This window comes from Arboricoccus pini (genome assembly GCF_900187945.1).
Classification (GTDB): domain Bacteria; phylum Pseudomonadota; class Alphaproteobacteria; order Geminicoccales; family Geminicoccaceae; genus Arboricoccus; species Arboricoccus pini.
The window spans coordinates 38,804-61,653 of the sequence record NZ_FYEH01000004.1 but is presented as its reverse complement, the minus strand read 5'-3'; the positions used below and the strand labels follow the sequence as shown (position 1 = coordinate 61,653).

20 protein-coding genes are annotated in these 22,850 nt (G+C 60.6%); 7 read left to right on the top strand and 13 right to left on the bottom strand.

Features of this window, described 5'->3' with window-relative positions:
• Positions 1–31: 31 nt before the first annotated feature.
• Complete coding sequence (locus CFB17_RS06715; protein WP_088560652.1) at positions 32–823, bottom strand: tetratricopeptide repeat protein; 792 nt, start codon at positions 821–823, stop codon at positions 32–34.
• A gap of 15 nt (positions 824–838) precedes the next feature.
• Here CFB17_RS06715 and thpR point away from each other — a divergent pair, with 15 nt between their 5' ends.
• Complete coding sequence (gene thpR, locus CFB17_RS06710; RefSeq protein ID WP_207761962.1) at positions 839–1,444, top strand: RNA 2',3'-cyclic phosphodiesterase; 606 nt, start codon at positions 839–841, stop codon at positions 1,442–1,444.
• 379 nt (positions 1,445–1,823) lie between these two features.
• Here the strand turns inward: thpR and CFB17_RS19585 are convergent, their stop codons facing one another.
• Positions 1,824–1,970 (bottom strand): hypothetical protein, encoded by a 147-nt coding sequence (locus CFB17_RS19585; protein WP_243389807.1) that lies wholly within the window; start codon positions 1,968–1,970, stop codon positions 1,824–1,826.
• Between CFB17_RS19585 and CFB17_RS06705 the strand changes: the two genes are divergently transcribed.
• Positions 1,935–2,831 carry a 2-hydroxyacid dehydrogenase gene (locus CFB17_RS06705; protein ID WP_243389801.1) on the top strand — a complete coding sequence of 299 codons (897 nt, stop codon included), beginning with the start codon at positions 1,935–1,937 and terminating at the stop codon, positions 2,829–2,831. The genes CFB17_RS19585 and CFB17_RS06705 overlap by 36 nt on opposite strands.
• A gap of 17 nt (positions 2,832–2,848) precedes the next feature.
• Here CFB17_RS06705 and CFB17_RS06700 read toward each other — a convergent pair whose 3' ends face one another.
• Positions 2,849–3,253 carry a nuclear transport factor 2 family protein gene (locus CFB17_RS06700; RefSeq protein ID WP_088560650.1) on the bottom strand — a complete coding sequence of 135 codons (405 nt, stop codon included), beginning with the start codon at positions 3,251–3,253 and terminating at the stop codon, positions 2,849–2,851.
• Between the two features lie 154 nt (positions 3,254–3,407).
• On the opposite strand from CFB17_RS06700, the gene CFB17_RS06695 reads away from it, so the two are divergent.
• Positions 3,408–3,938: a TetR/AcrR family transcriptional regulator gene (locus CFB17_RS06695; protein ID WP_088560649.1), complete on the top strand. Its 531-nt coding sequence runs from the start codon at positions 3,408–3,410 to the stop codon at positions 3,936–3,938.
• Positions 3,939–4,223: 285 nt separating this feature from the next.
• Here the strand turns inward: CFB17_RS06695 and CFB17_RS06690 are convergent, their stop codons facing one another.
• From CFB17_RS06690 to CFB17_RS06655, 8 genes are all read right to left on the bottom strand, one after another.
• A complete protein-coding gene (locus CFB17_RS06690) occupies positions 4,224–5,105 on the bottom strand; it encodes a nucleotidyltransferase family protein (protein WP_133063858.1) in 882 nt (293 codons plus the stop codon).
• Positions 5,106–5,114: 9 nt separating this feature from the next.
• On the bottom strand, positions 5,115–6,053 hold the full coding sequence (locus CFB17_RS06685; protein WP_088560647.1) for a patatin-like phospholipase family protein: 939 nt from the start codon (positions 6,051–6,053) through the stop codon (positions 5,115–5,117).
• 117 nt (positions 6,054–6,170) lie between these two features.
• The gene (locus CFB17_RS06680) at positions 6,171–8,789 is read right to left on the bottom strand and encodes an AAA family ATPase (protein ID WP_088560646.1); all 2,619 of its coding nucleotides are present in this window, start codon (positions 8,787–8,789) and stop codon (positions 6,171–6,173) included.
• A 4-nt stretch (positions 8,790–8,793) separates the two neighbouring features.
• The gene (locus CFB17_RS06675; RefSeq protein WP_088560645.1) at positions 8,794–9,975 is read right to left on the bottom strand and encodes a restriction endonuclease subunit S; all 1,182 of its coding nucleotides are present in this window, start codon (positions 9,973–9,975) and stop codon (positions 8,794–8,796) included.
• Positions 9,972–11,531, bottom strand: coding sequence for a type I restriction-modification system subunit M (locus tag CFB17_RS06670; protein WP_207761961.1), 1,560 nt, complete (start codon positions 11,529–11,531; stop codon positions 9,972–9,974). Before CFB17_RS06670 ends, CFB17_RS06675 begins: the two co-directional genes overlap by 4 nt.
• Positions 11,518–13,890, bottom strand: coding sequence for an EcoAI/FtnUII family type I restriction enzme subunit R (hsdR, locus tag CFB17_RS06665; protein WP_088560643.1), 2,373 nt, complete (start codon positions 13,888–13,890; stop codon positions 11,518–11,520). Before hsdR ends, CFB17_RS06670 begins: the two co-directional genes overlap by 14 nt.
• Positions 13,887–15,716 carry a DUF262 domain-containing protein gene (locus CFB17_RS06660; protein ID WP_088560642.1) on the bottom strand — a complete coding sequence of 610 codons (1,830 nt, stop codon included), beginning with the start codon at positions 15,714–15,716 and terminating at the stop codon, positions 13,887–13,889. The genes hsdR and CFB17_RS06660 overlap by 4 nt, the downstream gene beginning before the upstream one ends.
• Before the next feature lie 2 nt (positions 15,717–15,718).
• On the bottom strand, positions 15,719–16,813 hold the full coding sequence (locus CFB17_RS06655) for a Fic family protein (protein WP_088560641.1): 1,095 nt from the start codon (positions 16,811–16,813) through the stop codon (positions 15,719–15,721).
• Between the two features lie 296 nt (positions 16,814–17,109).
• Here CFB17_RS06655 and CFB17_RS06650 point away from each other — a divergent pair, with 296 nt between their 5' ends.
• Complete coding sequence (locus CFB17_RS06650; protein WP_088560640.1) at positions 17,110–17,898, top strand: type IV toxin-antitoxin system AbiEi family antitoxin; 789 nt, start codon at positions 17,110–17,112, stop codon at positions 17,896–17,898.
• A 5-nt stretch (positions 17,899–17,903) separates the two neighbouring features.
• The gene (locus CFB17_RS06645) at positions 17,904–18,821 is read left to right on the top strand and encodes a nucleotidyl transferase AbiEii/AbiGii toxin family protein (protein WP_243389800.1); all 918 of its coding nucleotides are present in this window, start codon (positions 17,904–17,906) and stop codon (positions 18,819–18,821) included.
• A 44-nt stretch (positions 18,822–18,865) separates the two neighbouring features.
• Here CFB17_RS06645 and CFB17_RS06640 read toward each other — a convergent pair whose 3' ends face one another.
• Both CFB17_RS06640 and CFB17_RS06635 read right to left on the bottom strand, forming a co-directional pair.
• Positions 18,866–19,084: a conjugal transfer protein TraD gene (locus CFB17_RS06640; protein ID WP_088560638.1), complete on the bottom strand. Its 219-nt coding sequence runs from the start codon at positions 19,082–19,084 to the stop codon at positions 18,866–18,868.
• 1 nt (position 19,085) lies between these two features.
• Positions 19,086–19,412, bottom strand: a complete 327-nt coding sequence (locus CFB17_RS06635) for a conjugal transfer protein TraD (RefSeq protein ID WP_088560637.1) — start codon at positions 19,410–19,412, stop codon at positions 19,086–19,088.
• 171 nt (positions 19,413–19,583) lie between these two features.
• On the opposite strand from CFB17_RS06635, the gene traA reads away from it, so the two are divergent.
• Positions 19,584–22,490 carry a Ti-type conjugative transfer relaxase TraA gene (traA, locus tag CFB17_RS06630; protein WP_088560636.1) on the top strand — a complete coding sequence of 969 codons (2,907 nt, stop codon included), beginning with the start codon at positions 19,584–19,586 and terminating at the stop codon, positions 22,488–22,490.
• Positions 22,491–22,619: 129 nt separating this feature from the next.
• Positions 22,620–22,850, top strand: a complete 231-nt coding sequence (locus CFB17_RS06625) for a helix-turn-helix transcriptional regulator (RefSeq protein ID WP_088560635.1) — start codon at positions 22,620–22,622, stop codon at positions 22,848–22,850.

Below are 22,850 nucleotides of genomic sequence, written 5' to 3'. Positions count from 1 at the left end.
CAGCTCGCCGACGTGACGTGTTGGCTGGGGTTCACTCGGTAGCCGGTGGTGTCGGGTTCGTCGAGGGCTCAGCCTTGAGCTTCGCGCTCAGTGCGTCGCGCAGTTCGGCGGCACGGCTTTGCAGATCCTGGGGGGCGTCAGCGTCGCTTGAAAGGGCATCGAAACTCTCCTCGGCAGCTTTGAGATTGCCTGTCCGGATGTCGAGCAGCGCTTGCATTTCACGCGCGTTGAAGCGCCAGGGGCCGCCGGCATCGATCAGCTTTTGCAGCCGCGCCCTCAGTGTCGCGGGATCCCCGGCATCGATCTGCAAGGAAACGGAGGACAAGGCGGCAACAGCGCGAAAGATCGGATCGGCCGAGCCGTTGTCCGCCAACTGGTCGAGAATCGTGATGGCGCCGTTCGTATCGTCGGCACCGAGGCGCACTTGCGCAAGGCGCAGGCTGGCGAGGGCGGCATAGCCGCCGCTGCCGGACGCCAGGCCGGCGAAATCCTGACCCGCCTGTTTGGCATCGCCCTTTTGCAGCGTTTCCTGCGCCGCCGCATAGGCAAAGGCGGCGGCACGCGCCTGCCGCTGTTGGTAATAGCGCCAGCCGAAATAGCCGCCCACGGCCAAAAGCGCGATGACGATGATGGCGATCGCGAGCTTGCCATAGCGGCGCCAGAGAGACAGCAGCTTTTCCCGCTGCAGCTCCTCGTCGACCTCGCGATAGAGTTCCTCGGCCTGCAAGAAGACGTCCGTTCGATGGAGCCCGGGGCGATGCCGCGGGCAATTTTTCAAGGCCCGCAGAGCCTTATGGAACTGCTCGGGGTTTGGCAAGGCCATGAAGGACGCCTAGTCTTGCAGCCGAAGGCCATGAATTTGCAGCCGGAGAAGGCCATGCCCCGCCTCTTCATCGCCTTGCCCATGCCCGAGGAAGCTCAAGTGGCGCTGGAGCCGCTTTGCGTCGGCCTGCCGGGGGTCCACTGGACGCCCGTGGATGATTTCCATCTGACCCTGCGCTTCATCGGCGAGGTCGACCACGCGACCTTCTATGAGATCGGCGAATTTCTCTCGAGCGTCGTCGCGCCACCCTTCGAGCTTCGTCTCGCGGGGCTTGGTGTCTTTCCGCCGCGCGGTCTGCCGCATACGCTCTGGGCAGGTCTGGAGGAGGGGTGCCATCAACACCTCATGGCATTGCGGCGCCGTATCGAGCGCGTCTTAAGGGAAGCCGGAGTACCGCCAGAGAGGCGGAATTTCGTTCCGCACGTCACGCTCGGACGGCTGACCAGTGCCTCGCCCGAGCCGCGCTTTGCTGCCTGGTTCGCCCGCCGCGCGCTCTTTCGCAGCATTGCCTTCCCGGTCTCGGCCTTCAACCTCTATTCGAGCCAGCTGCGCCCCGAAGGCGCCCTCCATCTACTGGAGGCATCCTATGATTTCGTCAGCGGCGTCATGGAGCGCGCCTGAGCTCTAGCTGCCGCCTCGAGGCGGGGGCAGGCGCGGCAAGCATTGACTGGGGCACGAGAGAGGTTGTGTTCCCGCTCTTTGCTGCTTCGCGACGGCCCGGATCGATGGACATGCGTTTTTTCGGGGCACGAACGAATTGGAGCTCTTCGGCCACGGTCAGGAAGTAGCCAAGGTTGAAGACCCATTTCGGATCACCCAGACCAGGTGCCCTTGCGCGGCATGGACAGCGAAACCACTAGCTCCAGTCGCTCCCGGCTGACGCTCGCTGGAATGCAGCTTGGTGCGTCTATGGGCATCCTCGGGAGTTTTCCTTACCGTCAAGGACCGACGTTACCACAAGCAATATATGTAATATCAATTCACCAGGTTAACTTTTGCCTCATTGGCGATTGCCCTCGAAAAACGTTCGGTCGTTCCAGTGCCGCCCGCTGAGCAAGGTCCACATATGCCGATCCCTCTCCTTGTCGCCACCGAGCTTGCACCCGAAAGCTTGTGCCAGATCGAGGCCGAAGGCTTTGAAGTTCACTATGCATCCAATGCGTCAGAACGGGCGACGATCATAACGACGAGGGGTGACGGCATCCGCGCCGTGCTGACGAACGGTTCGACGGGATTCAGCGCTGGTGAGATAGCTGCCTTGCCAAAACTCGAAATCATCTGCGCCCTCGGTGCAGGCTATGAGAATGTCGACATGGTTGCTGCCGAAGCACGAGGCATTGTCGTCACCCATGGTCCTGGCACCAATGACGCTTCGGTTGCGGACCATGCGATGGCCCTGCTCATGGCGATCGCGCGTGGTGTCGTGCAGGTTGATGCGGCGGTGAGACGCGGCGAGTGGGCGGGGTCCCGTGAGTCGCGCCCCATGATCTCCGGCAAGAAGCTGGGTGTTCTCGGATTAGGGAATATCGGCGAGCAGATCGCCCGGCGGGGAGCCGGAGGCTTTGGCATGACGATCGCCTATCACAGCCGCAGGCGTCGTGACGGATCGCCCTGGCTCTACCTCCCCACGCCAGCGGCCCTGGCCGCGTGGTCGGACTTTATGGTCGTCGCCATACCCGGTGGCAAAACGACGAGGCACCTCGTGGATGCGGTTGTGCTCGATGCCCTTGGTGCCGATGGTTTTCTCGTCAACATCGCGCGGGGCAGCGTGGTGGATACAGCTGCCCTGATTGACGCCCTGAAGCATGGCCGCATTGGCGGCGCTGCTCTTGATGTGGTCGAGGGAGAGCCAATTGTGCCAAGCGGACTGGCGGAGCTGAGGAACGTCATTCTCACCCCCCATATCGCCGGCCGCTCGCCAGAAGCCGTGCAAGCGACGATCCAGCTTGTCCTGGACAACCTGCTGGCGCATTTCGGCGGCCGCCCGGTGCTAACCCCAGTCGGGTAATTCGATGCGTTGACGGGTTATACGCATGCTTGCGCTACCGCGAAGCTGTCCTCGAAGAGGCGAAAGCGCGTAATCACCCCCTGTTCTACGACGAAATCGAAGATGAACTCGGATTCGATCAGCTTCCCGGTTCGATTCACGCGAGACGCAAGTTCCCCTATGGCGAGCACGCGGTTCCCTTGCACCAACATGTCCTTCAGCTCGAAGCGTTCGGAGGTGATTTCAGCACGGATTTGCGCGTAGAAGTTGGCTGCGCCTGACTTGCCGTTCCTGCGCCCGATCCACGGTACTTGCCCTATATCGCCCGCGACGTACCAATCGACGTCATCACTGATAAGCTCCGCGATCTCTTCCACGTTCTCCGCATTCGCTGCCCGCGAGAAGAACTCTTTGATGACGGCCAACGGCTCCAAGACCTGCATGACAACCTAATTTTGTAGTGATATTTATAGAATAGATATCCTGGTCGGTCTGCTCGATCAATCAATAATGTAGTGACTTTTACATAATTGGATCCATATGGGCTCTCGTGGACGACCGCGCGGTTTTGATCGAGAAGGCGCGTTAGAAGCGCTGATGGAGGTCTTCTGGGCGAGAGGGTACGAGGGTGCTCAGCTTACGGAGCTGACCTCGGCCGCCGGCATAGCGCCGCCCAGCTTCTACGCGGCGTTTGGATCGAAGGAAGCCGCCTTCTGCGAAGCGGTCGACCGCTACGTTGCGACCGTGGGAGCTGTTCCCATGCAGCTTCTTGAGAGTGCGCCGACCGTTCGCGAAGGTCTCCGAGCCATGCTCGTGGCAAGCATCGACGTGGCGTTGTCCAGGCGTCCAGGCGGCTGCCTTCTTGTCCTGGGCGTGGTGAATGACCTGCCCGCCAACGAAGGCGCGAGGCGGCACCTGATGGATAAGCGGCGAAAGACTCGCGAGCTAATCGCGGCGCGAATCGAGCGTGGCCGGAGAGAGGGAGAGCTTAGTGCGGGCACGGATACGCAGCAGATGGCGGCGTTCATTCACGGCGTGATGCAGATGATCTCATTTCAGGCTCGCGACGGCGCCACGCGCCAGGAACTGACCTTGCTGCTCGAACCAGCGCTCAAAGCATGCAAATAGCCCCTCACTCCCACTCGATGGTCAACGGGTTTGAGCGGGCATTGTAAGCATTAGGCTTTCCGCTCAGGTCACCAAGTCGATACCAACTGCGATACCACCAGGATAAGGGCACTGGATTTGTGGATTCTCAACGGCGATCCAAGCCGTCATAAACGTCCGCACATCATAAACGAGCGTCGGGAGAAAGCAGGCCAAAAGAGGTCGAAGCTTCGCCCCTTAAACCTGTCGCCACCCATTCCAAAAAATGGAAAGGCACAATGACACCCTGGGCGGCGGACTGAAAGCTCAACTTTCCCAATACGCCTTGAGCGCAGAGGTGAAGGTCTGAAAGTTCACCGTAGGCCAGCACACTGACGAATTATCCTGCACAAGCCAATATAAATTATTCGCGCAGGCGAGCTTCGACACGTCCGCATTCACGATCCAGTTGTAGCAGGCGACGAACATATATCCGTAGCTGCCGATGAACTTGTCAACCGGAACATTCCAGAGCATCCCTTCGATAAAATAAGAGGGCGCCACGCCGTCGGCGAGGTAGCCTTTCTCAATCATCGTGTTCCGCATGTTCTTGAAGACCCGCACCATTGGCTTGAAGTTGCCGTTGGTCGCTTGATGCTTCGAGGTGCAATTCGCCGAGTGTTGCTTGGGGAAGTTGTCGATGCGATTCCCGCCGGAGAAGAACGCCACGCCTTCGTGGTAGAGAATGTTGCCGGGCTCGTAGGAAATGTAGCGGCGAAATTCCTGGCAGATGAGAATGTCCGCGTCACGCCGCCCATTGTTGCCGGGCACGAACACGGCCTTCTTTCCGACTCGGACGCCGTTATAGAGGCGCTTGATGTAATCCTCGGCGTGCGCCTTGAATTGGTCGTAGCCGTACTGCACGCCACCTCCCGATGCGCGTTCGTAGTTCGCCCTATGCTCCGGCGAAAGATGGCTGAGATCATAGCAGTAGGCGCCGGTGTGCTTCAGCACCACGTCCACATCGCTGTCGGCGTAGACGTTCGTGTCGTTGCCATAGGAGCCTTGGAGGAAGACTTCGGTGTTGGCGACCCGGTACGGCGCGCTCGTATCGAGCAAGTGCCCGCGCATGGTGTTGTAGGTGCCGGTGAACTGACCCGTGGAGCCTTGCTTTGCCCACGTCTCAAGCTGCCTCTCTGCGATCGCCACCACACTCTCCTAAAGCAAAAATTTCTTCAAATCGGCTTCCGCATCACGGGCGGAATCGCGCCCGCGCTGCCACAGCAGTCCGAGCTTCGCCATGTCCACCTCAAGCATGTCTGTTGAGAGGTCTGGCTGCGTATATTTGTTGTGAATACGGATGGTCGGCACATCGCGGAAAAGGACTTTGCGGAGTTGGTCCATAGATTGCGTGCTTATCTCAAGCGTCTTCTGGAGGAATTTCATCGTAGGGAGCTTGCTGGCCCACTTTCGCACGCTCCAGGCGGGAAGCTTCGGCGACGGATACTCTCCGACCCCGATGCTCACCACCCGCACGTCTTTCCGGGCAAAGCCGAACGATTCCGTGGCGTCAGCGATGGCGTATAGGGTCGGGTTGTTCGCGACGAAGCCGCCGTCCCTGACCTCGATGCGCTCGCCGCGTGCCGTCGTCACGAACTTTTTCGTGAAAAACGGATATGCCGAGCAAGACCCTATAACCGCGTCCCCGATAGTGCAGCCGAAGCCGGGCTCGAAGGTCGCCTTGCCGGAGAAAGCTTGCGCGACATTCGTTTTGAAGATGATGGGCCGCTCTTCCGACCAGCGCGTTGCCACAATGCCGACGTTCGTCTTGAAGGCGCCGAACCTCAGGTCGCCGAATACTTCAGCCGCCAGTTCCTCAAGCGCGGCCGATTTTCGCTGGGCCAGCCAACGCGACATGATCTTGATGACATGCGCCCGGTAGAGAGCCTCGACATCATCGACCGACTTTCCCAGACCGAGCAGCGCCGCGATAATGGCCCCCGTAGATGTCCCGTAGATGAGGTCGAATTTCTCGCTGACCGGACAACCAATAATGCCCTCGATCTCCTTCAGCGCGCCAAGCGTATAGAATCCCTTCGCGCCCCCGCCATCGAGAGCCAAGACTCGGCAAAGTTTTTCCTGCGGTGGGCTACCCATCCGCGGTTTCTCCAATTCTGGAACATTTCACCTGTAGCACACGTTCCCGTATCATCAGGCTTTTGTCGCTACACCTAGGAATACTCATCCAATGATCTTTGGCGCAGCGAAACATTCTTAATTCAACGTGGGTTTGACCGCATTCTTTTGGCGGTCACGTATAGACTGAATCCAGCCTTCTAGCGCCTTCACTTCATTAATCAGGTCATCAAGTGATACAGCTTCGGGATTCAACGCCTGTGCTGACGAATGAAGATCTTCGGATAGCCTCGATTGGGCGGCCATAACGCGCTTCACGTCGTCCTCGGTGAGAATGCCGAGCTTGAACATTGAGGTCGGCTTGACCTTGTTATCGAACCGTTCAAGCACGGGGCGGATATAGTCAGAGATCGCCTGTTCCCAGGCATCGCGCAACTGACCAATAGTGCCTTTGCAGAAGATGGTGCGTTGCGTATCGGTCAGCTTGTCAAAGCCGGGTTTCGCCGCCTTCAACGACGACCGCAGCGCATTGCACATCTCAAGCCCGGATTTCGCCTTGTCCGGCAACTCATTTTCAATGTAGCCGGGCTTGTCTTGTTGACGCCGGACGTTGCGAAACGCGATTGGCCAGTTTGCCTTTTCCGCTTCGCGGCGAAGTTCGTACAGGAACACAAGGTCATGCGTGAATACGACGACTTGGCGGTGTTCCGCCTCCTCCACCAGCCGCGACGCAACCGCGCCTCTGTGGATGTGATCGAGCGATGACATCGGATCGTCGAAAACGATGCCGGAATAACGCTGTGCCGTGACCAGCTCGGCGAGGAACGCGGCGAGCGCGACGCAGCGGTGCTCGCCTTCGCTGAATATCTCGCCGACCTTGGCGTTGGGATTCTCCACCAACGCGACGCGAAAATACGATACGGCCTGCCGGTCTTTCTCCTTACGAAGCTCGACCGGCATTCTGGACAGTTTGAGTTTTCCGATCTCGCGCGCAAACCGACCGCGCAGCGCGTCCGTCACCATACGATCCGAGAGTTCCTTGTTTTTATCGGTGATCGGCTTCTTGGCGGTCGCCTTCAGCGCGGTGTTGATCGACTCGATTTCCTTGAGGCGCGCAATTTGCGCCTTGATGTCCGGGAGCAGAGGCGCAAGGGCGGCACGCTCCTTGAGTTCAAGGTATTCGGATTTCAGTTTCTGGTAGTCGTCGCTCTGCGTATCGGCGGAAAGCTGCGCGGCACGGGTCTTGAGATCGGTTGCGAGCGCCGTAAGTGCCTGGAGCGGATCAGCGCCAAGCGGCTTGGGCTCGCCGTATGCCCTGACCATTGCCCGAAGCCGCCAAAGCACCACGACAAAGGCCCGGCGGACTTGCTGGGCAAGCGCCGCATCGCCGATCTCGGTGGCGAGGAATTTGCCGGATTTCAGCACATCGCCAAGGCGCAGCATCCGCCCTTTCAACTGCGTGAGCGCGGCATCCAGCTTCGCGCGCGCCGTCGCTTCATCAGCCTTCGTCGAGCTTTTTACAAACGACTCGAATGTCTGCTGGCGCACCATTGCGTCAGCTCCGAGGGGCTGCTGACAAAGCACGCAAAGCGTATCCGGTTCGCTCGAAGGGAATGTCTTGCCGGGATAGGCCACAGTGTCCGCATAGGTGCGGGCGGCCTCCCACAGTTTTTGCCAGGCGGCTTGGCCTACCTCGGGCAACAGCGATGCGCTGAATAGCTGTTGCGATGCTAACGACGCGGCTTCCACGGCATCGCCATGTGTCTTTCGCAGCGCATTGATTTCCACGAACGCCGCCGCGCTCGTCGCGCCAATAAGGGTTTGAAGGGTCGTCTGGATGCGCTCCACTTCACCGCGCTGATTATCAAGCCGTGCCACGGCGCGCTTGGGGTCTTGAGCGAAGTCGGCTTCCAGCGTGGTGAGGCGAGCGGTTTCCTGATCGGTAAACGCGGCGAGCTTATCAAGCTGCGGGATGTTGGATTTCGCGCTCAACCCGAAGACGTAGCTGCCGGCAGCCGTTTCCCTGCTCTGCGAGGGGTTTGAAATCGCAAGCGGAACCTGGCTCTTGAGCGTTGCGATCTTGCCGTCGAGCGCCGTTTTAATGCGGTCGGAAGCATCGGCCAGCGCCTCCAGCAACCGCATTGGCCGGGGGATATAGGCTACCTCGTTGGTGCTTTCGACATGGATGCTTGCGCTTCGGGAGTCGAAGATGCTGACCGATGGCAGGTCGCCGTGCGGCTCGCCGTCGGGCGTCCAATTGAATTGTTCGGTGTTCACACCCCGCGTGAAACATATCTCTGCAGATTGCGGCGTGTCGGTCTTATCCTCCAAATCCCTATGGATTGCGAACTTCTCGTCCCGTGACCGACATGCGTGCTTCAGGACTCGGACATAGCCAGACTTTCCCGAACCGTTGTCGCCGTAAATTACCGTCAGCCCGGAAGGCTCGAAGGATAACTCCTGCTGGCTGGCAAGCGCGTTGATGGCGGTGGGGTTCTTTATCGAAACAAGGGAAATCGGCTCTGCTGCACTGGTTTCGGCCACGATATGCGATTGCGAAATCGGCGTATGGGCGCGCGCGGGATCGAGGCAAAGCTCTGTAAGTTCTGCAATCGCCTGATCGTCGAGCGTTGCACCTGTGACCAGCCGGCGAAGCGCATCTTTCTGCCAAGCAGGCCGTTTCTCCGCCCATGCCAAAAGGTCCGCAAGAGCGGCCTTTTCGGTCAGGGGCGCGGATGGCGTGGTCGCGACACTCATGCGGTCACAATTCCCCCTTGAACGCCTTGTCGAGAATCGCCGGAAGCATGGCGCCCAGCTCGGCGGCGGTTTCGGCTTGGAGCGCTTTGACGGCATCGAGCTTGGCTTGCAGAGCGTCGAGGCTTTCGACGATCTGCGCCTGCTCGCCTACGCTTGGTAGCAAGAATGGGAACTGGCGTAGCGAGCCGATATTGAGGTGCGGCGATGCAGACCCCTTAGAAAGCGGCTGAACGTGGTCTTCCTGAATGGTCGGCGACAGAAGTTGGTAGAGAAAGAATTTCGGCAGAACCTTGTTCTGATCCGGCCTAAGCATCATCACTCTTTGTCCGAGGCTAAACCGATGCTCTGGCAACACGAGCGCACATTTTCCCGTGCCGCCACCTTCGCGAACGAGCACGATGTCGTCTGCCTGAGGTTCGCCGCGAACGGTGCGCCGTCGATATTCGGCTTCGTCGGTACGGCGCGCCTCAGCTAAGTCCAGAACACCGAATCCAACATCCGACGAGCGAATGCAGGGCACTGTGCCGCCCTCGGCGTAGATCGGATTGCTGTGCAAATTGTCGATGATTGCGCTGCACACCATTTCAAGTGGCACCGTCGCAGCGCGCAGCGATTCAAATACTCTGCGGGATTGAGCGGAACGCAAAGCAGCAAGCTCATCCAATGCCGACGAACGCAACTCGCGCGCCTCCGCCGCTTTCGCAGCCAGTTCCTCGATGCGCGCGACGATGTGGCGCTGCTCGTCGACCGGCGGGAGGGGGATTTCATAACCAAGCACGTCGTTAGGCCGGATCGCAGCGTAGTTCGTTGATCCCTGTGCCTCGACCTGTTGACGAAAAGCGCGCGTCTTAACGAACCATCCAAGGTATTTGTTGTCCAGGCGATCCGGCTTATGACCGTAAAGGAAATAGTGGCTGCTGACGATTGCCCCATCGAGGTCGTCAGGAACGATGCCAAAGCCACCGACCTTCGCATCAATCTCAGCGACAAGAAATTCGCCTGCGCGGGCGACTTGCTGCTTTTTAGTTTTGATCTCTGCGCCAGGCACGGCATCGCGCAACACAATACCCTGCGCGTGAAGCTGGACGCGCGGGCGACGGTAGGTTTTGAGGTCATCAATGGTGATGAATTCTTTTCGATGGCCGATCAGCTCACCAAGCGCGACGGTTGGCCAAACTGCACTCATGCGTTCGCCCCCAACGCCGCCTTGATCTCCCGCATCAGCTCGGCGATCCGCAGTTCCTTCTTGAGGATGTCATCGGCAAGCTGATCCGGCGGCAGGTGCTCGAAATCCACCCTGGCGCGCGGATTCTTGCGGTCGAGATTGCAGTTAGCGTCAAGCAGTTCCTTGGCCGACACCCTCCACGCCTGATCGTTTTCCTCGCGCTTTGCCCACCACGCGATGCAGCCCTTGAACTCGTCGAACTGCATGGGCTGGGTCTTGGTGTAGTTCTTGCGGCCCTCGGGCAAGGGCTGTTCGTAGTACCAAACCTCTTTCGTCGGCCCGGAGCGGTCGAAGAACAGGATGTTGGTCGGGATGCCGGTGTACGGTGCGAACACTCCGTTAGGCAACCGCACGACGGTATGAAGGTTGAACTCCTTGAGAAGCTCCTCTTTGATCCGAGCGCATACGCCATCGCCGAACAGCGTTCCATTCGGCACCACCACGGCAGCGCGCGCCGGGCGTCCCACCGGGGTCGGCTTGCGCTTGAGCTTGCGCATGATGAGCTGGAGGAACAGCAGCGCGGTTTCCGCCGTCTGGCGGTCTTCGGGGAAGTTGCCCTGGATGCCCTTTTCCTCCTCCCCGCCGAAAGGCGGGTTGGTAAGAATCACATCGACGCGCTCTTTCTCGCCTATCTCGGAGAGCTTGAAGCGCAGGGCGTTGCCGGGGTCGATCTGCGGCGCGTCGAGCCCGTGCAGCAGCAGGTTCATCTGGCATAGCAGATAAGGCAGGGATTTGGGTTCGCAGCCGGCGATGGTGTCGTTTTGCAGACGCTTGCGGTCGGCGATGGTCTTCACCTGCTTCTCAAGGTGGTTGTACGCCTCCACCAGAAAACCACCCGTGCCGCTGGCCGGGTCGAGCACGGTTTCGCCAAGGCGTGGGTCGGTGACTTCCACCATGAAGCGGACGACGGCGCGTGGCGTATAAAACTCGCCGGAATCGCCGGCTGCATCGCGCATTTCGCGGAGCATGGACTCGTAAAGCGCGCCGAGGGTGTGAAGCTCGTCCGACGACGTGAAATGAATCCCACCTATCTTGTTGATAATGTCGCGCAGCAGATAACCGCTCTTCATGCGATTATCGACGCCCTTGAATACGGTGGCGATCACGTCGCGGCGGTTGTCACCGTTGGAGCTTGAGAGCGAGCGCAGATAGGCGAACAGGCCGGGGCCTTTCTTGCCATCCTCACGCACGGCTTCGTCGGAGTTGATGAAGGAAAGCAGCTCATCGCCCGTGATGCCCTGCGGATCGGCGGCCCAATCGCGCCAGCGATACGGGGCTTCGATGGCGGCCTTGAACTTCTTGCCGGACAGCATGGTTTCCTCCTCGCGCTGCTGTTCCAGGTCGTCGAGGAATTTGAGGAACATGATCCATGTCAGCAGCGGCAGACGGTCGAGGTCGCCGTTCAACCCCTTGTCCTTGCGCATGATGTCGCGCGCGGACTTGAGAACGCTCCCGAGCATCTGGGAGGTCGTCATCGGTGCCGCGTCTGCGCCGTTCTTCTTTTTAATTCGCGCCATAGAGCAGTCCTTGCAGGTCGGTTACGGCCCGGCGAAGCTCATCGGGGCCGCCGAACAGCTTGATGATTTCGGCGGGCTGGCCGTGGGTTGAGATCGGCGGAACCTTGAGCACGTCGGGCAGGACAAACTGCGCGTCGCCGTGTTCCGCATATTTTTCCAGAAGCTCGTCGAGCACCTGACGCGCCTCGGGGGAGAACTTCTCGAAATAGTCCTTGCGCTCGGCCTTGAGGCGCTGCGCCCGCTCGCGCCGGGTGCGGAGCGGCGCATTGAAGGCCAGATGGCAAAGCAGGTCGAAGGGGTCGGCGTCGGTCTGGCCCGTCTGTTCGGCCAGCACGTCGAAGTCGATGCCGCGTTCGGCCAGCGCGGCGATGATCTCGCTGCGCTGGTCTGCGTCCGCCCAACGCTTGCGAAGCTCGGCGGAGGTCGGCGCGAGTGACCGGACGCTTTCAGCGGCATAGTCGGTGTATTTGACGACGCGAAGCTGTTTGCCGTTCGGATCAAGCTCGTGGACCAGATGGGCCACGACTTCGACCTGGCCGCCGTCGAAATAGAATTTGCGCGGCTCGCCGGTCGGCGGTTCGATCACGCCGGGTTCGCCTTCCTCGGGCGGGGCAGGCTCCGGTTCCTGCCCTTCGGGGACGATCTCCGTCGTTGCGGTGGTCTCACCGGCGTCGTTCACTTCTTCTTCTGTGATCCGGGCCGGATCACCGTCGAAGTCCGGGTCGGCGAACATGCGGGTGGCCGAGCCGGTATAGTCGAGGATGTTGAACCACAGCTTGCCGTAGTCATCGCGCAGGCGCGTCCCGCGCCCGATGATCTGCTTGAACTCGCTCATGGACCCGACAACGCGCGCCAGCACGACATTCTTGCAGGTCGGTGCATCGACGCCGGTCGTCAGCAGTTGCGACGATGTGAGGATCACCGGCGTTTTGGTTTCGAGATCTTGGAACTTCGACAGGTGGCCGCGCCCGATGGCGCCCTCGTCGGCGGTGACGCGCGCCACATAGTCGGGATACTGCGCCACAAGATCGGCATTGAGGTTGACCAGCGCCTGCCGCATTTCCGAGGCGTGTTCCTGATCGACGCAGAACACGATGGTCTTGGCGAAGCGGTCGGTCTTCTTGAGGAAGTCGGTCAGGTGGCGGGCGATAGCCTCCGTGCGGGCGCGCAAGGCGATAGATCGCTCGAAATCCTTGGTCTGGTATTCATCGTCGGGAATCGCGCGGCCGAAGCGGTCAACCTCGTCCTTGCTCGGCCGCCAGCCTGCCGCGTCCCATTGGGTGACGACGCGATGCACGCGGTAGGGTGCGAGGAAACCGTCGTCGATGCCCTGGCGCAGGCTGTATTCGTAGATCGGGTTTCCGAAATAGAGATAAGTGTCGCGGTTGTCCTCGCGCAGCGGCGTGGCCGTCATGCCGAGCTGATAGGCAGGCTTGAAATGCTCAAGGATGACACGCCACGAACTGTCGTCCCGCGCGCTTCCCCGGTGACATTCGTCGACGATAATGAGGTCGAAGAAGTCCGGCGGATAATCGCGGAAAAGCCCCGCGCGGCGCTCGTCCTCGGCGAGCGCCTGATAGATGGCGAAATACATTTCCCGACTTTTGACGATCTCGCCGGATTCGATCTTATGGCGCGCGTCCCCGAAGGGCGTGAAGGTCTTGTCCTTCGGGTCGTCGATGAGGATGTTGCGGTCGGCGAGGAACAGGATGCGCGGCTTGCGATGTTCCCCGGTCGTGTTCCAGCGGCTCGACCAGAGCTTCCAGCAAATCTGGAAGGCCACGATGGTCTTGCCTGTTCCTGTCGCCATCGTGAGAAGCAGGCGCTTCTTTCCGGCAAGGATGGCTTCGACCGTGCGGTTGATGGCGATCTGCTGGTAGTATCTCGGCGGCTTGCCGCCGACCGTATTGTAGGGGGCGATCAGGTGTTCGACGCGCTCGGGCGTGTCGATCCCGCTGCCCGCCTGATACCGCCGCCAAAGGTCGTCGGGCGCGGGGAAGTCGGCGACGCGCGTTTCCGTCCCCTTGAGATAGTCGATCTCGATGATTTCGGCGCCGTTGGTGGCGTAGGCATATTTGAGGCCGAGGATTTCCGCATAGTCGCGGGCCTGCTGCACGGCATCGGTCGCGGATTTGTAGCCGGCCTTCGCCTCGACCACGGCGAGCGGAAAGTCCCGCGTGTAGCGCAGCAGGTAGTCCACCCGCTTGGGCGGCTTGCGGACGAAGCCTTTGCCCACGGGAATGACGCGACCATCCGTGATGGTGCGCTGCTCGGCGATGGAATGGGGTTCATTATCCCACCCCGCCGATTGCAGCTTGGGCACGACGAATTTTCGGCAGGTGTCGGCTTCGTTCGTCACTCTATTCCCCCCATTCGAAGAATGCGCTGGGGGTTCCAAACGCGCTCTGCGAGCAGCCGATAGAGGACACTGCGCTCGTCCAGATCATCCTTTTTGAATTGTGCGATGGGATGGAACGGCAATTTTGACTCGCTCACGAACCGGACAAAGCCAGGATTGCGCGTGTAGCACTCTTCATGAAGCGAGTGTGCGAGGAGGTTTTGCGTGCGGTAGTACGGCAATTTTTCTTGGTATGGCAAATCGCCATAGCTTGCATTGAATTGCTTTGGAAGCAAAAGCAGACCGCCAATGCGATTGCGATGTTCGGAAAAATCGGCGGTGTGAGCAAACTCGTTCGTATGTCGTTCCGCATGGTCTGCCCAAACGTGCTCGACTTCGTATCGACCCGCACCCTCGGCAACATACTCGGCATAGCGCGAGGGCTGCCCGGACTGTGTTTCAACGTATTCCGTCAACCGCGCTAGCAAGCGGTGAATGGCGTACCTGTTTTGTTGGTGGACGCGCAGCCTGTCGTTGCTCTCGAAGGTTTCCTTTTCTTGGGAAAGCACGTCATAGAGTTTTTTCGCCAGCGGTTTTGGTTCTAATCCGCGAATATCGCGCATGACGAGGAACATCGCATATTGCATCGTCGAATAGGCAATGCTGCGAAAATTCCAGAGCCGCCACGCCAGCAGAATGTCTAAGAAGTTGGCCACGATATTCATCTTGCGCTTTGCTAGCTCAGGATCGTCGTCCGGCTTTAGCGGCGCCAGCAGCAGCATGTATTGCAACGTGAAGCCATTCTGCGCGTTGTATTGGATAGCCTCCAATCCATCGACACGCTTTTCAGAGGCCTCCAACGCCAACAGATAATGGCGTGCGTAAAAATCGAAATCCCGGTCAATTAAGCGGAAGAAGTCATCTTCCTTTTTCAAGCTAATGGCCTCGCTGGCATCCCTCAGCCAGCGATGAAACTCGGTGCCAATGCGGTCGAAGTCCTCGGCCTTCGCGCCTCTCTTACGCTCGCGGATTTTAGTGGCGTACTGACTACGAAGCCACGCTTTGAAGAAATCGGCTTCAACCTCCTTGCCGACTTCATTCAGGGTGGCAATTCGTTCACGCCAACGGGCGTTGGCGGCAACGCGCTTGTTGGTTGCGATATTGGCGAGCAAATATCCCTTAAGCATGTCCGTTGGGCTAAGGGAGAGGCCGCGGTCATTCATAGTCTCGAAGATCGTATAGGCATCGTCGTCGGAATAAGCCGTGATTTCGACGAGATGCACGTTCTCTAAAAGCCAGTCGATGAAGTATGGAAGAGCATCACCGCGCAATTCTTCCGGCCAGGCTCCCTCCATATCGGCGTAACGAGCGGCGAGGTTTTGAACCGATGGCGCTCTGTTTGATGCGTCGAAGGGCTGGCTCTCGAACAAAGCATCCATGCATGGCGTGCGCTCATCTACATCGAGATTGAACGATTTTTCTCCGAATTTTTCTGAGACGATTAGCTCATCGACGTTCACTTGGTCGTCACGCTCTTTTTGGAGATTGCGCAGCAGCATCAGAAGTATCGTTAGGGTGGTTAGACGTTGCTGCCCGTCAACAATGAAGTTCGCGTTATCCTTCTTGCTGATGATGATTGCGCCGAGAAAATAGTGTGGATAGCCAGCGACCTGTTTGCGCTGGTGTATGGGTTGGTAGTCCTCAAGAAATTTTCCAGTGAGGTCGTCGATCAGCTCGCGCGCCTGTTTCTCGCCCCACTTATATTCCCGTTGATAGTAGTCTATGGAGTATTTCACGCCCTTGAGCAGTTCGCGGACGGTTCGCGCTTTGCCTTCAATCCCGCTCATTCTTATCGTCCCCCCGACACGTCAAGAAACAGACGCACAAGATCCGCGTTGACGTAGTAATTGCTTCGGCCCGAGCGGTGCTTGGCGACAAACCCCTTCTCCGCCAGCATATCGAGATACTTCGCCGCTGTCTGGCGGGAGACCTTGAGGTCTTTCACCACGAAGTCGATACGTGTGTAAGGGTGGCGGAACAGGTTGTTCAACAGGTCTTGCGAATAGAGGTTCGGCAGTTCGTCGCGCAGCCGCTTCTTCCCGCTGGCCATCTGGTTTCGTATGCCTTCGACCAGTGCAAGCGTGGTTTGCGCCGTGTCCGCGACGGCCTCCAGCATATAGAGAATCCATTCTTCCCATGCGCCTTGGGTGCGCACCGCTTGAATCAGGCGGTAGTAGTCCGCCTTCGTGCGCGTGATGTGGCGCGAGAGATAGAGGATCGGAGTTTCGAGTAGCCCGGCGCGCGTGAGATAGAGCACGTTCAGGATGCGTCCGATACGGCCATTGCCATCGGGAAACGGGTGGATGCTCTCGAACTGATGGTGGATGAGCGTCATCTTGATGAGCGGATCGAGGGGCGAGCGTTCGTCCTCGTTGATGAATTGCTCCAGCGCGGACATCGCCGCTTCGATCTCGCGTGCATCCTGCGGCGGGACATAGATGACCTCGCCGGTGGTGTCGTTCTTGAGCGCGGTTCCCGGCGTGACACGAAACCCGTCGTCCCGGCGCTTGAGAAGGCGGAATATCTCGATCAGCGTGCGATTGGTGATGAGGCCGCCGGACGTAAGCAGCCGGTCATAGCCAAGCTTCAAAGCGTCGCGGTATAGGGCGACTTCCTTGGCGGCCGGGGAATCCGGCCCCTCAAGCTGGAGGTCGGCCTGAAACAGTTCGTCCTGCGTCGTGACGATATTTTCGATCTCGGAGGAAGCCTTCGCCTCCTGAAGCGCGAGCGTGTCGATGAGGATGCCCTGATTGGTGATCGTCGCCGCACGCCCCTTCAATTCGGCGAGAGCGCGATTCGCCTTGGCGAGCGCCTTGAACACCGGAACCGTTTCGAGGTTTCCCGGCGGTGGCAGAGCGGGAATGGCATAGCTCGATTTTAACATGTCGATCAGTATGTGTTAAAAATATTAAAATTATTTAACACGTCATGGTCGATATGTATAGGGAAATCGCCGGTCGTTGACAGGTCGCCAAGGTCTAATCCCCGGCGGTACCGGCAAGAACCGCCGCAGCATCGTATTGAAAAATCCGCTCTGAAAGCGGAGTTTTAAGGATGATCCGATGTGGGCGGTCCCTCATCGAGATGGTTTGTATATTTCTTGAAACGCTAAGTATAACTTAGCGAATGTCGAGAAATATGAACTCGACATTGGTTTGCAAATATGCAAAAATGCTAAGCATGGATATGCGTTCTGGCGGCAAGCTAAACCGGCTTCAGCAGGAACTCCCCGAGGGACTCCTGGCCGACGCCGCTTGGATGGAGGCCCACGGCTACTCGTCGGCGCTGCGCAGCCAGTACGTTCGCGCGGGCTGGCTCGATAGCCCGGCCCGGCGCGTCTATCGCCGCTCGCGCACGCCGCTGACATGGCAGCAGGTGGCCGTTTCTCTCCAGACGGTGCTGGACCTTCCGCTGACCGTTGGCGGGCGCACCGCGCTCGAACAGCAGGGTTACGCCCATTACCTTTCGACAGCCATGCGCGAGGTTCATCTTTACGGGCCGAAGCGTCCGCCGACCTGGCTGGCGAGCTTACCGCTCAACGTGACCTTTCACTGGCACAACAGCCTGCGGCTGTTTCCCGGCGATGCCGATGCGCCACCCGAGCCAAGCCCGGTCATGGTCAGCGCCAGCGGCCTGACCTTGCCTATCCGATATTCCAGCAAGGAGCGCGCCGTTCTCGAATTGCTCGACGAACTGCCCGAGCATGAGAGCTTCCATCAAGTCGATGCCTTGATGGAAGGGATAAGCGATTTAAGCCCGCGCCGCCTGCAAACGCTGCTGGAGGCTTGCGCCAGCGTGAAGGTGAAGCGGCTCTTTCTCTTCTTCGCCGACCGCCACCGTCATGCGTGGCGTTCCCGGCTCGATATGTCCCGCGTCGATCTGGGTTCGGGCAAGCGCGCCCTCGTCAAGGGCGGCAAGCTCGATCCGCGCTACAACATCACCGTGCCGTCCGACCTTGGAGGCCCGTGAATTTCATGGCCTTCCTGGACACATATCGGCAGCAGGTCGCCCTGCTTATTCGCGTCCTTCCTTTCGTCGCGGAGGAGCGGGCTTTCGCGCTCAAAGGCGGCACCGCGATCAACCTGTTCGTGCGCGACATGCCGCGCCTCTCCGTGGACATCGACCTGACCTATCTGCCGATCGAAGATCGGGCCGCATCGCTCGCGGCAATCGACGACACCATGCTGCGGATCAAAGAGCGCATCGAGCGGAGCATCCCCGCCGCGAGAGTCAATGCTTCACGTTCCGCCGGCGAGAAGATCGTCACCAAGCTGATCGTTCGGGCGAGCGGCGTGCAGATCAAGATCGAGGTGACGCCAGTGCTCCGCGGTGCGGTCTATGATCCCGTCGTGATGAGCGTGGTTCCCGTTGTCGAAGACGCCTTCGGCTTTGCCGAAATGCAGGTCGTGTCATTCGCCGACCTCTACGCGGGCAAGATCGTGGCGGCCTTCGACCGTCAGCACCCGCGCGACCTCTTCGACGTGCGCGGCCTGCTGGCGAACGAGGGCGTCGGCGACGAGTTGCGCCGAGCCTTTCTGGTTTACGTCATCAGTCACAATCGTCCGATGGCCGAAGTTCTCGCCCCGACCCGCAAGCCGCTGGGCGAGGAGTTCGCGCGGGGCTTCGCCGGCATGACTCAGGAGCCTGTCGCGCTTTCGGACCTCGAGGCCGCGCGGGAAGCGATCATCGCCGCAATGGTCGCCGCCATGCCGGAAGATCACCGGCGCTTCCTTGCCGGCTTCAAGCGCGGCGAGCCGGATTGGACGCTTCAAGGCATACCGGAGGCCCAGCATTTGCCCGCCGTCATGTGGAAACAGCGCAACCTCGCCAAACTGTCCAACGCCAAACGGCGCGAACTGGCGGATGCGCTGGAGCGCGTTCTTTTTCCCTGACAGCAACGCCATCGAAGGGACGTGTCCTTTGGCAATGCTGATGCTCAGTTATTCTCGAACGCCTGCTTTCCCTTCGCGGCCCACAGCGCCAACGCCTTGTCGCGCTCATCGCTTTTGAGCTTGTCGGCAATCCAGAGCAGCGCACCGTAGATCATGGCGCGGTCGTCGCCGGCCAGGTCCACGACCCCGGCTTTGACGACGAGGCCGCCGAGTTCGATCAGATGCCGCGTCCGCTTGCGGCGCTCGACCTGCCAGGTGCGCATGTCATGCCGGGCCACCACTGCCTGATGCCGGTTGCGCGCCGCCCGGTTGCGTTTGAGCGCCGCCAGCGTCGCGGTCAGGCGATGGCGCAGCTCGCCGTGCCCGCCCTCGAAAGAACGCGGCCCCACGTTTCGCCCATGCCTCCCTCTTTCCGACGTCCCTGGTTTCGGCCAGCACGATTAGTGCGCCCGCCAGTTCGTCGGCGGTCAGCGCGTCGGCTCCGGTCGAGATGACCAGCTCGCCGAGTTGCTGCACCTTGCGGGCTTTCAGGTCTCGCGTCTTTTCTTCAAGCGACTTCAGTTCCGAATCGAAATCCCGTGGCTTGCGCATCACCGTCTCCGTAAGCTGTCGATGGAGCGATGATAGTTGAGCGCCTGCCCCAATGCTGTAAGGTTGCCGGGACGGGCTGAAACGGCGCGGACCATCCCGAGAAATTAGTTTCGAGGGCGCGCTTATACGTCGTTCCGACGTGCGCTTCGCTGTGATGATGTTCGGATCGCGATGGCGATCTATCATCTTCACGTCAAGGTCATTGGCCGCAAATCCGGCTCCAGCGCGGTGGCGTCCGCCGCCTACCGCTCGGCCTCGCGGCTGCGCGACGACCGGCTTGAGCGCAGCCACGACTTCTCCAACAAGCGCGGCGTCGTCCACTCCGAGGTCATGCTGCCGGAGGATGCGCCCGAACAATGGCGCGACCGCGAACGGCTCTGGAACGATGTCGAAGCCTTCGAGGTCAGGAAGGACGCCCAACTTTGCCGTGAGATCGAGTTCGCCCTTCCGCGCGAGATGACGCAAGCGCAGGGCATCGAACTCGCCCGCGACTTCGTGCAGGCCGAGTTCGTGGATCGGGGCATGATCGGCGACCTCAATGTGCATTGGGACATGGCCGAGGACGGCCAGCCCAAGCCCCATGCCCATGTCATGCTGACGATGCGCGAGGTGAGCGAGGATGGGTTCGGCCAGAAGGTGCGGGACTGGAACCGCACGGAGCTGGTCGAACATTGGCGCGAGCGTTGGGCCGATCACGTCAACGAGCGGCTGGCCGAACTCGACATCGACGCACGGATCGACCATCGCAGCCTGGAGGCGCAGGGCATCGCGCTGGAGCCGCAAAGCCAGATCGGCGCGCCCGCGCAGCGCATGGAAGCCGCCGGGCTTGAGGCCGACCGCGCCGACGAACACCGCGAGATCGCACGGGCCAACGGCGAGCGGATCGCCGCCAATCCGAACATCGCCCTGGACGCGATCACGCATCAGCAAGCGACGTTCACCAACCGCGACCTCGCCATGTTCGTCCATCGGCACAGCGATAGTTTGGAGCAGTTCAATCAGGTGATGAGCGCGGTGCGCGCGTCATCCGATCTTGTCGAGCTGGGCCGGGACGGACGCGGTGAGGACCGCTTCACCAGCCGCGAGATGATCGAGACCGAGCAGCGGTTGCGGCGCGCGTCGGAACTCATAGCCGAACGGGAACGGCATGAGGTCACTGACAAAGACCGCGAAACGGCGCTAGCGCGTGCGGAAGCGCGCGGCCTGGTCCTGTCCGGCGAGCAGGCCGACGCCTTCCGGCATGTCACGGACGGGCGGGATTTGAGCGCCGTGGTCGGCTACGCCGGGACGGGCAAGAGCGCCATGCTCGGCGTGGCGCGCGAGGCGTGGGAGGAAGCCGGCTACAGCGTACGCGGCGTGGCGCTGTCCGGCATCGCCGCCGAGGGGTTGGAACACGGCTCCGGCATCGCCTCGCGCACCATCGCCAGCATGGAACATGGCTGGGGACAGGGCCGCGACCTTCTCACGTCGCGCGATGTGCTGGTGATCGACGAGGCGGGCATGGCTGGCACGCGGCAGTTGGAGCGCGTGCTATCCCATGCCGCCGAGACCGGCGCGAAGGTGGTGCTGGTCGGCGATCCGCAGCAGTTGCAGTCCATCGAAGCAGGCGCGGCGTTCCGCGCGATCCACGAACGCCACGGCGGCGTCGAGATCACCGAGGTTCGCCGTCAGCGGGAGGACTGGCAACGTCAGGCGACCCGCGACCTCGCCAACGGTCGGACGGGCGAGGCCCTGGACGCCTACCGCGCCTGCGACAGAGTGCATGAGGCCGGAACGAGGGAAGAGGCGCGCGGGGAGCTGATCGACCGCTGGGAGCGCGACCGGCAGGCCAGCCCCGACGCCAGCCGCATCATCCTCACCCATACCAATGACGAGGTGCGCGAACTCAACCAGGCGGCCCGCGACCGGATGCGGACGGCGCGCGATCTTGGCGATGATGTGCATGTCGCTACCGAGCGCGGCGAACGAACCTTCGCCCCCGGCGACCGCATCATGTTCCTGAAGAACGAACGCGGCCTGGAGGTGAAGAACGGCACGCTAGGGACCGTCGAGCGCGTCGGCGATCACGGCATGACCGTGCGTACCGATGCCGGCCATTCGGTGTCGTTCGACCTGAAGGACTACAACAGCATCGACCACGGCTATGCCGCGACCATCCACAAAGCGCAGGGCATGACCGTGGACCGCGCTCATGTGCTGGCCACGCCGGGCCTGGACGCCCATGCCAGCTATGTCGCCCTGTCGCGCCACCGCGACGGCATGGACCTGCACTATGGCCGCGACGACTTCGCCAGTCGAGACCGGCTTGCCAACGCCCTCTCGCGCGACCGGGCCAAGGACATGGCGAGCGATTACGGACCCGCCCGCACTTTCGCCGAACAGCGCGGCATCACCTTCCGCGAGCGCGTCGCCGAGATCGCGCGCAAGGTCGTGCCGAAGAAGGTGCGCGGCATGTTCGATGGGTTGCGCTTGCCCACCGAGGGCGAGCAAGGGCCAGAAAGGAAGGTGGAGGAAGACTCGGCAGAGGCCCTGCGCAAAGCCCGCACCAAGGCGCTCGTGCGTCATGCCCGCGCCGTGGATGCGATTTTTGAGATGCAGGAGCAAGGCGGCAGGGCCAGCCCGGAGCAGGTGGAGGAATTGCAGGACGCCCGCAAGGTCTTCGAGGACGTGCGGCCCCACGGCTCGCACGACGCCGAAGCCGCCTACAAGAAAGACCCGGAACTCGCCCAGGAAGCTGCAACGGGCCGGGTCAGCCGCGCCATCCGCGCCCTACAGCTCGAAACCGAACTGCGCACCGATCCGCAGCGCCGCGCGGATCGCTTCGTCGAACGCTGGCGGGAACTCGGCCGGTCGAGCGAGCACAGCTATACGGCGGGAGATTACTCTGGCTACAAGGCCGCGCGGGCGGAGATGAGCAATATGGCGAAAAGCCTCGAACGCGATCCGCAGCTTGAATCCATCCTCGAAGGCCGCAAGCGTGAACTCGGCATCTCGTTTGAAGCAGGCCGCCGACTCGGACTGGAACTCGCCTTCACACACGGCATAGACCTCGGCAGGGGCCGGGGCATCGGGATTTAACCCCGCCTATTTTTAACCCGCTCTACGCCACAGCACTACGACGTCTAAATCACTCTTGTGCAATAACAAATCATCGCTCTGTCTGGTCTCTGCAATCGTCAGAAGCACCCGGCAGGAGGCAGCGCAACCATGCTCGCACCAGACCGTATCGTCCGCATGAAAACTATTCTCGCCCGCACCGGCCTGTCCCGGTCTACCATCTACCGCAAAATCGCCGAGGGCACGTTCCCGCCCCGGATCAAGATCAGCATGAATGGCGCCGGTTGGCGGGAATCCGACATCGACCGCTGGATCGCCGATCCCGCCGGCTGGCGGCCACCAATGACGACGACTGACGGAGTGGATGCGAACCGCACGTAG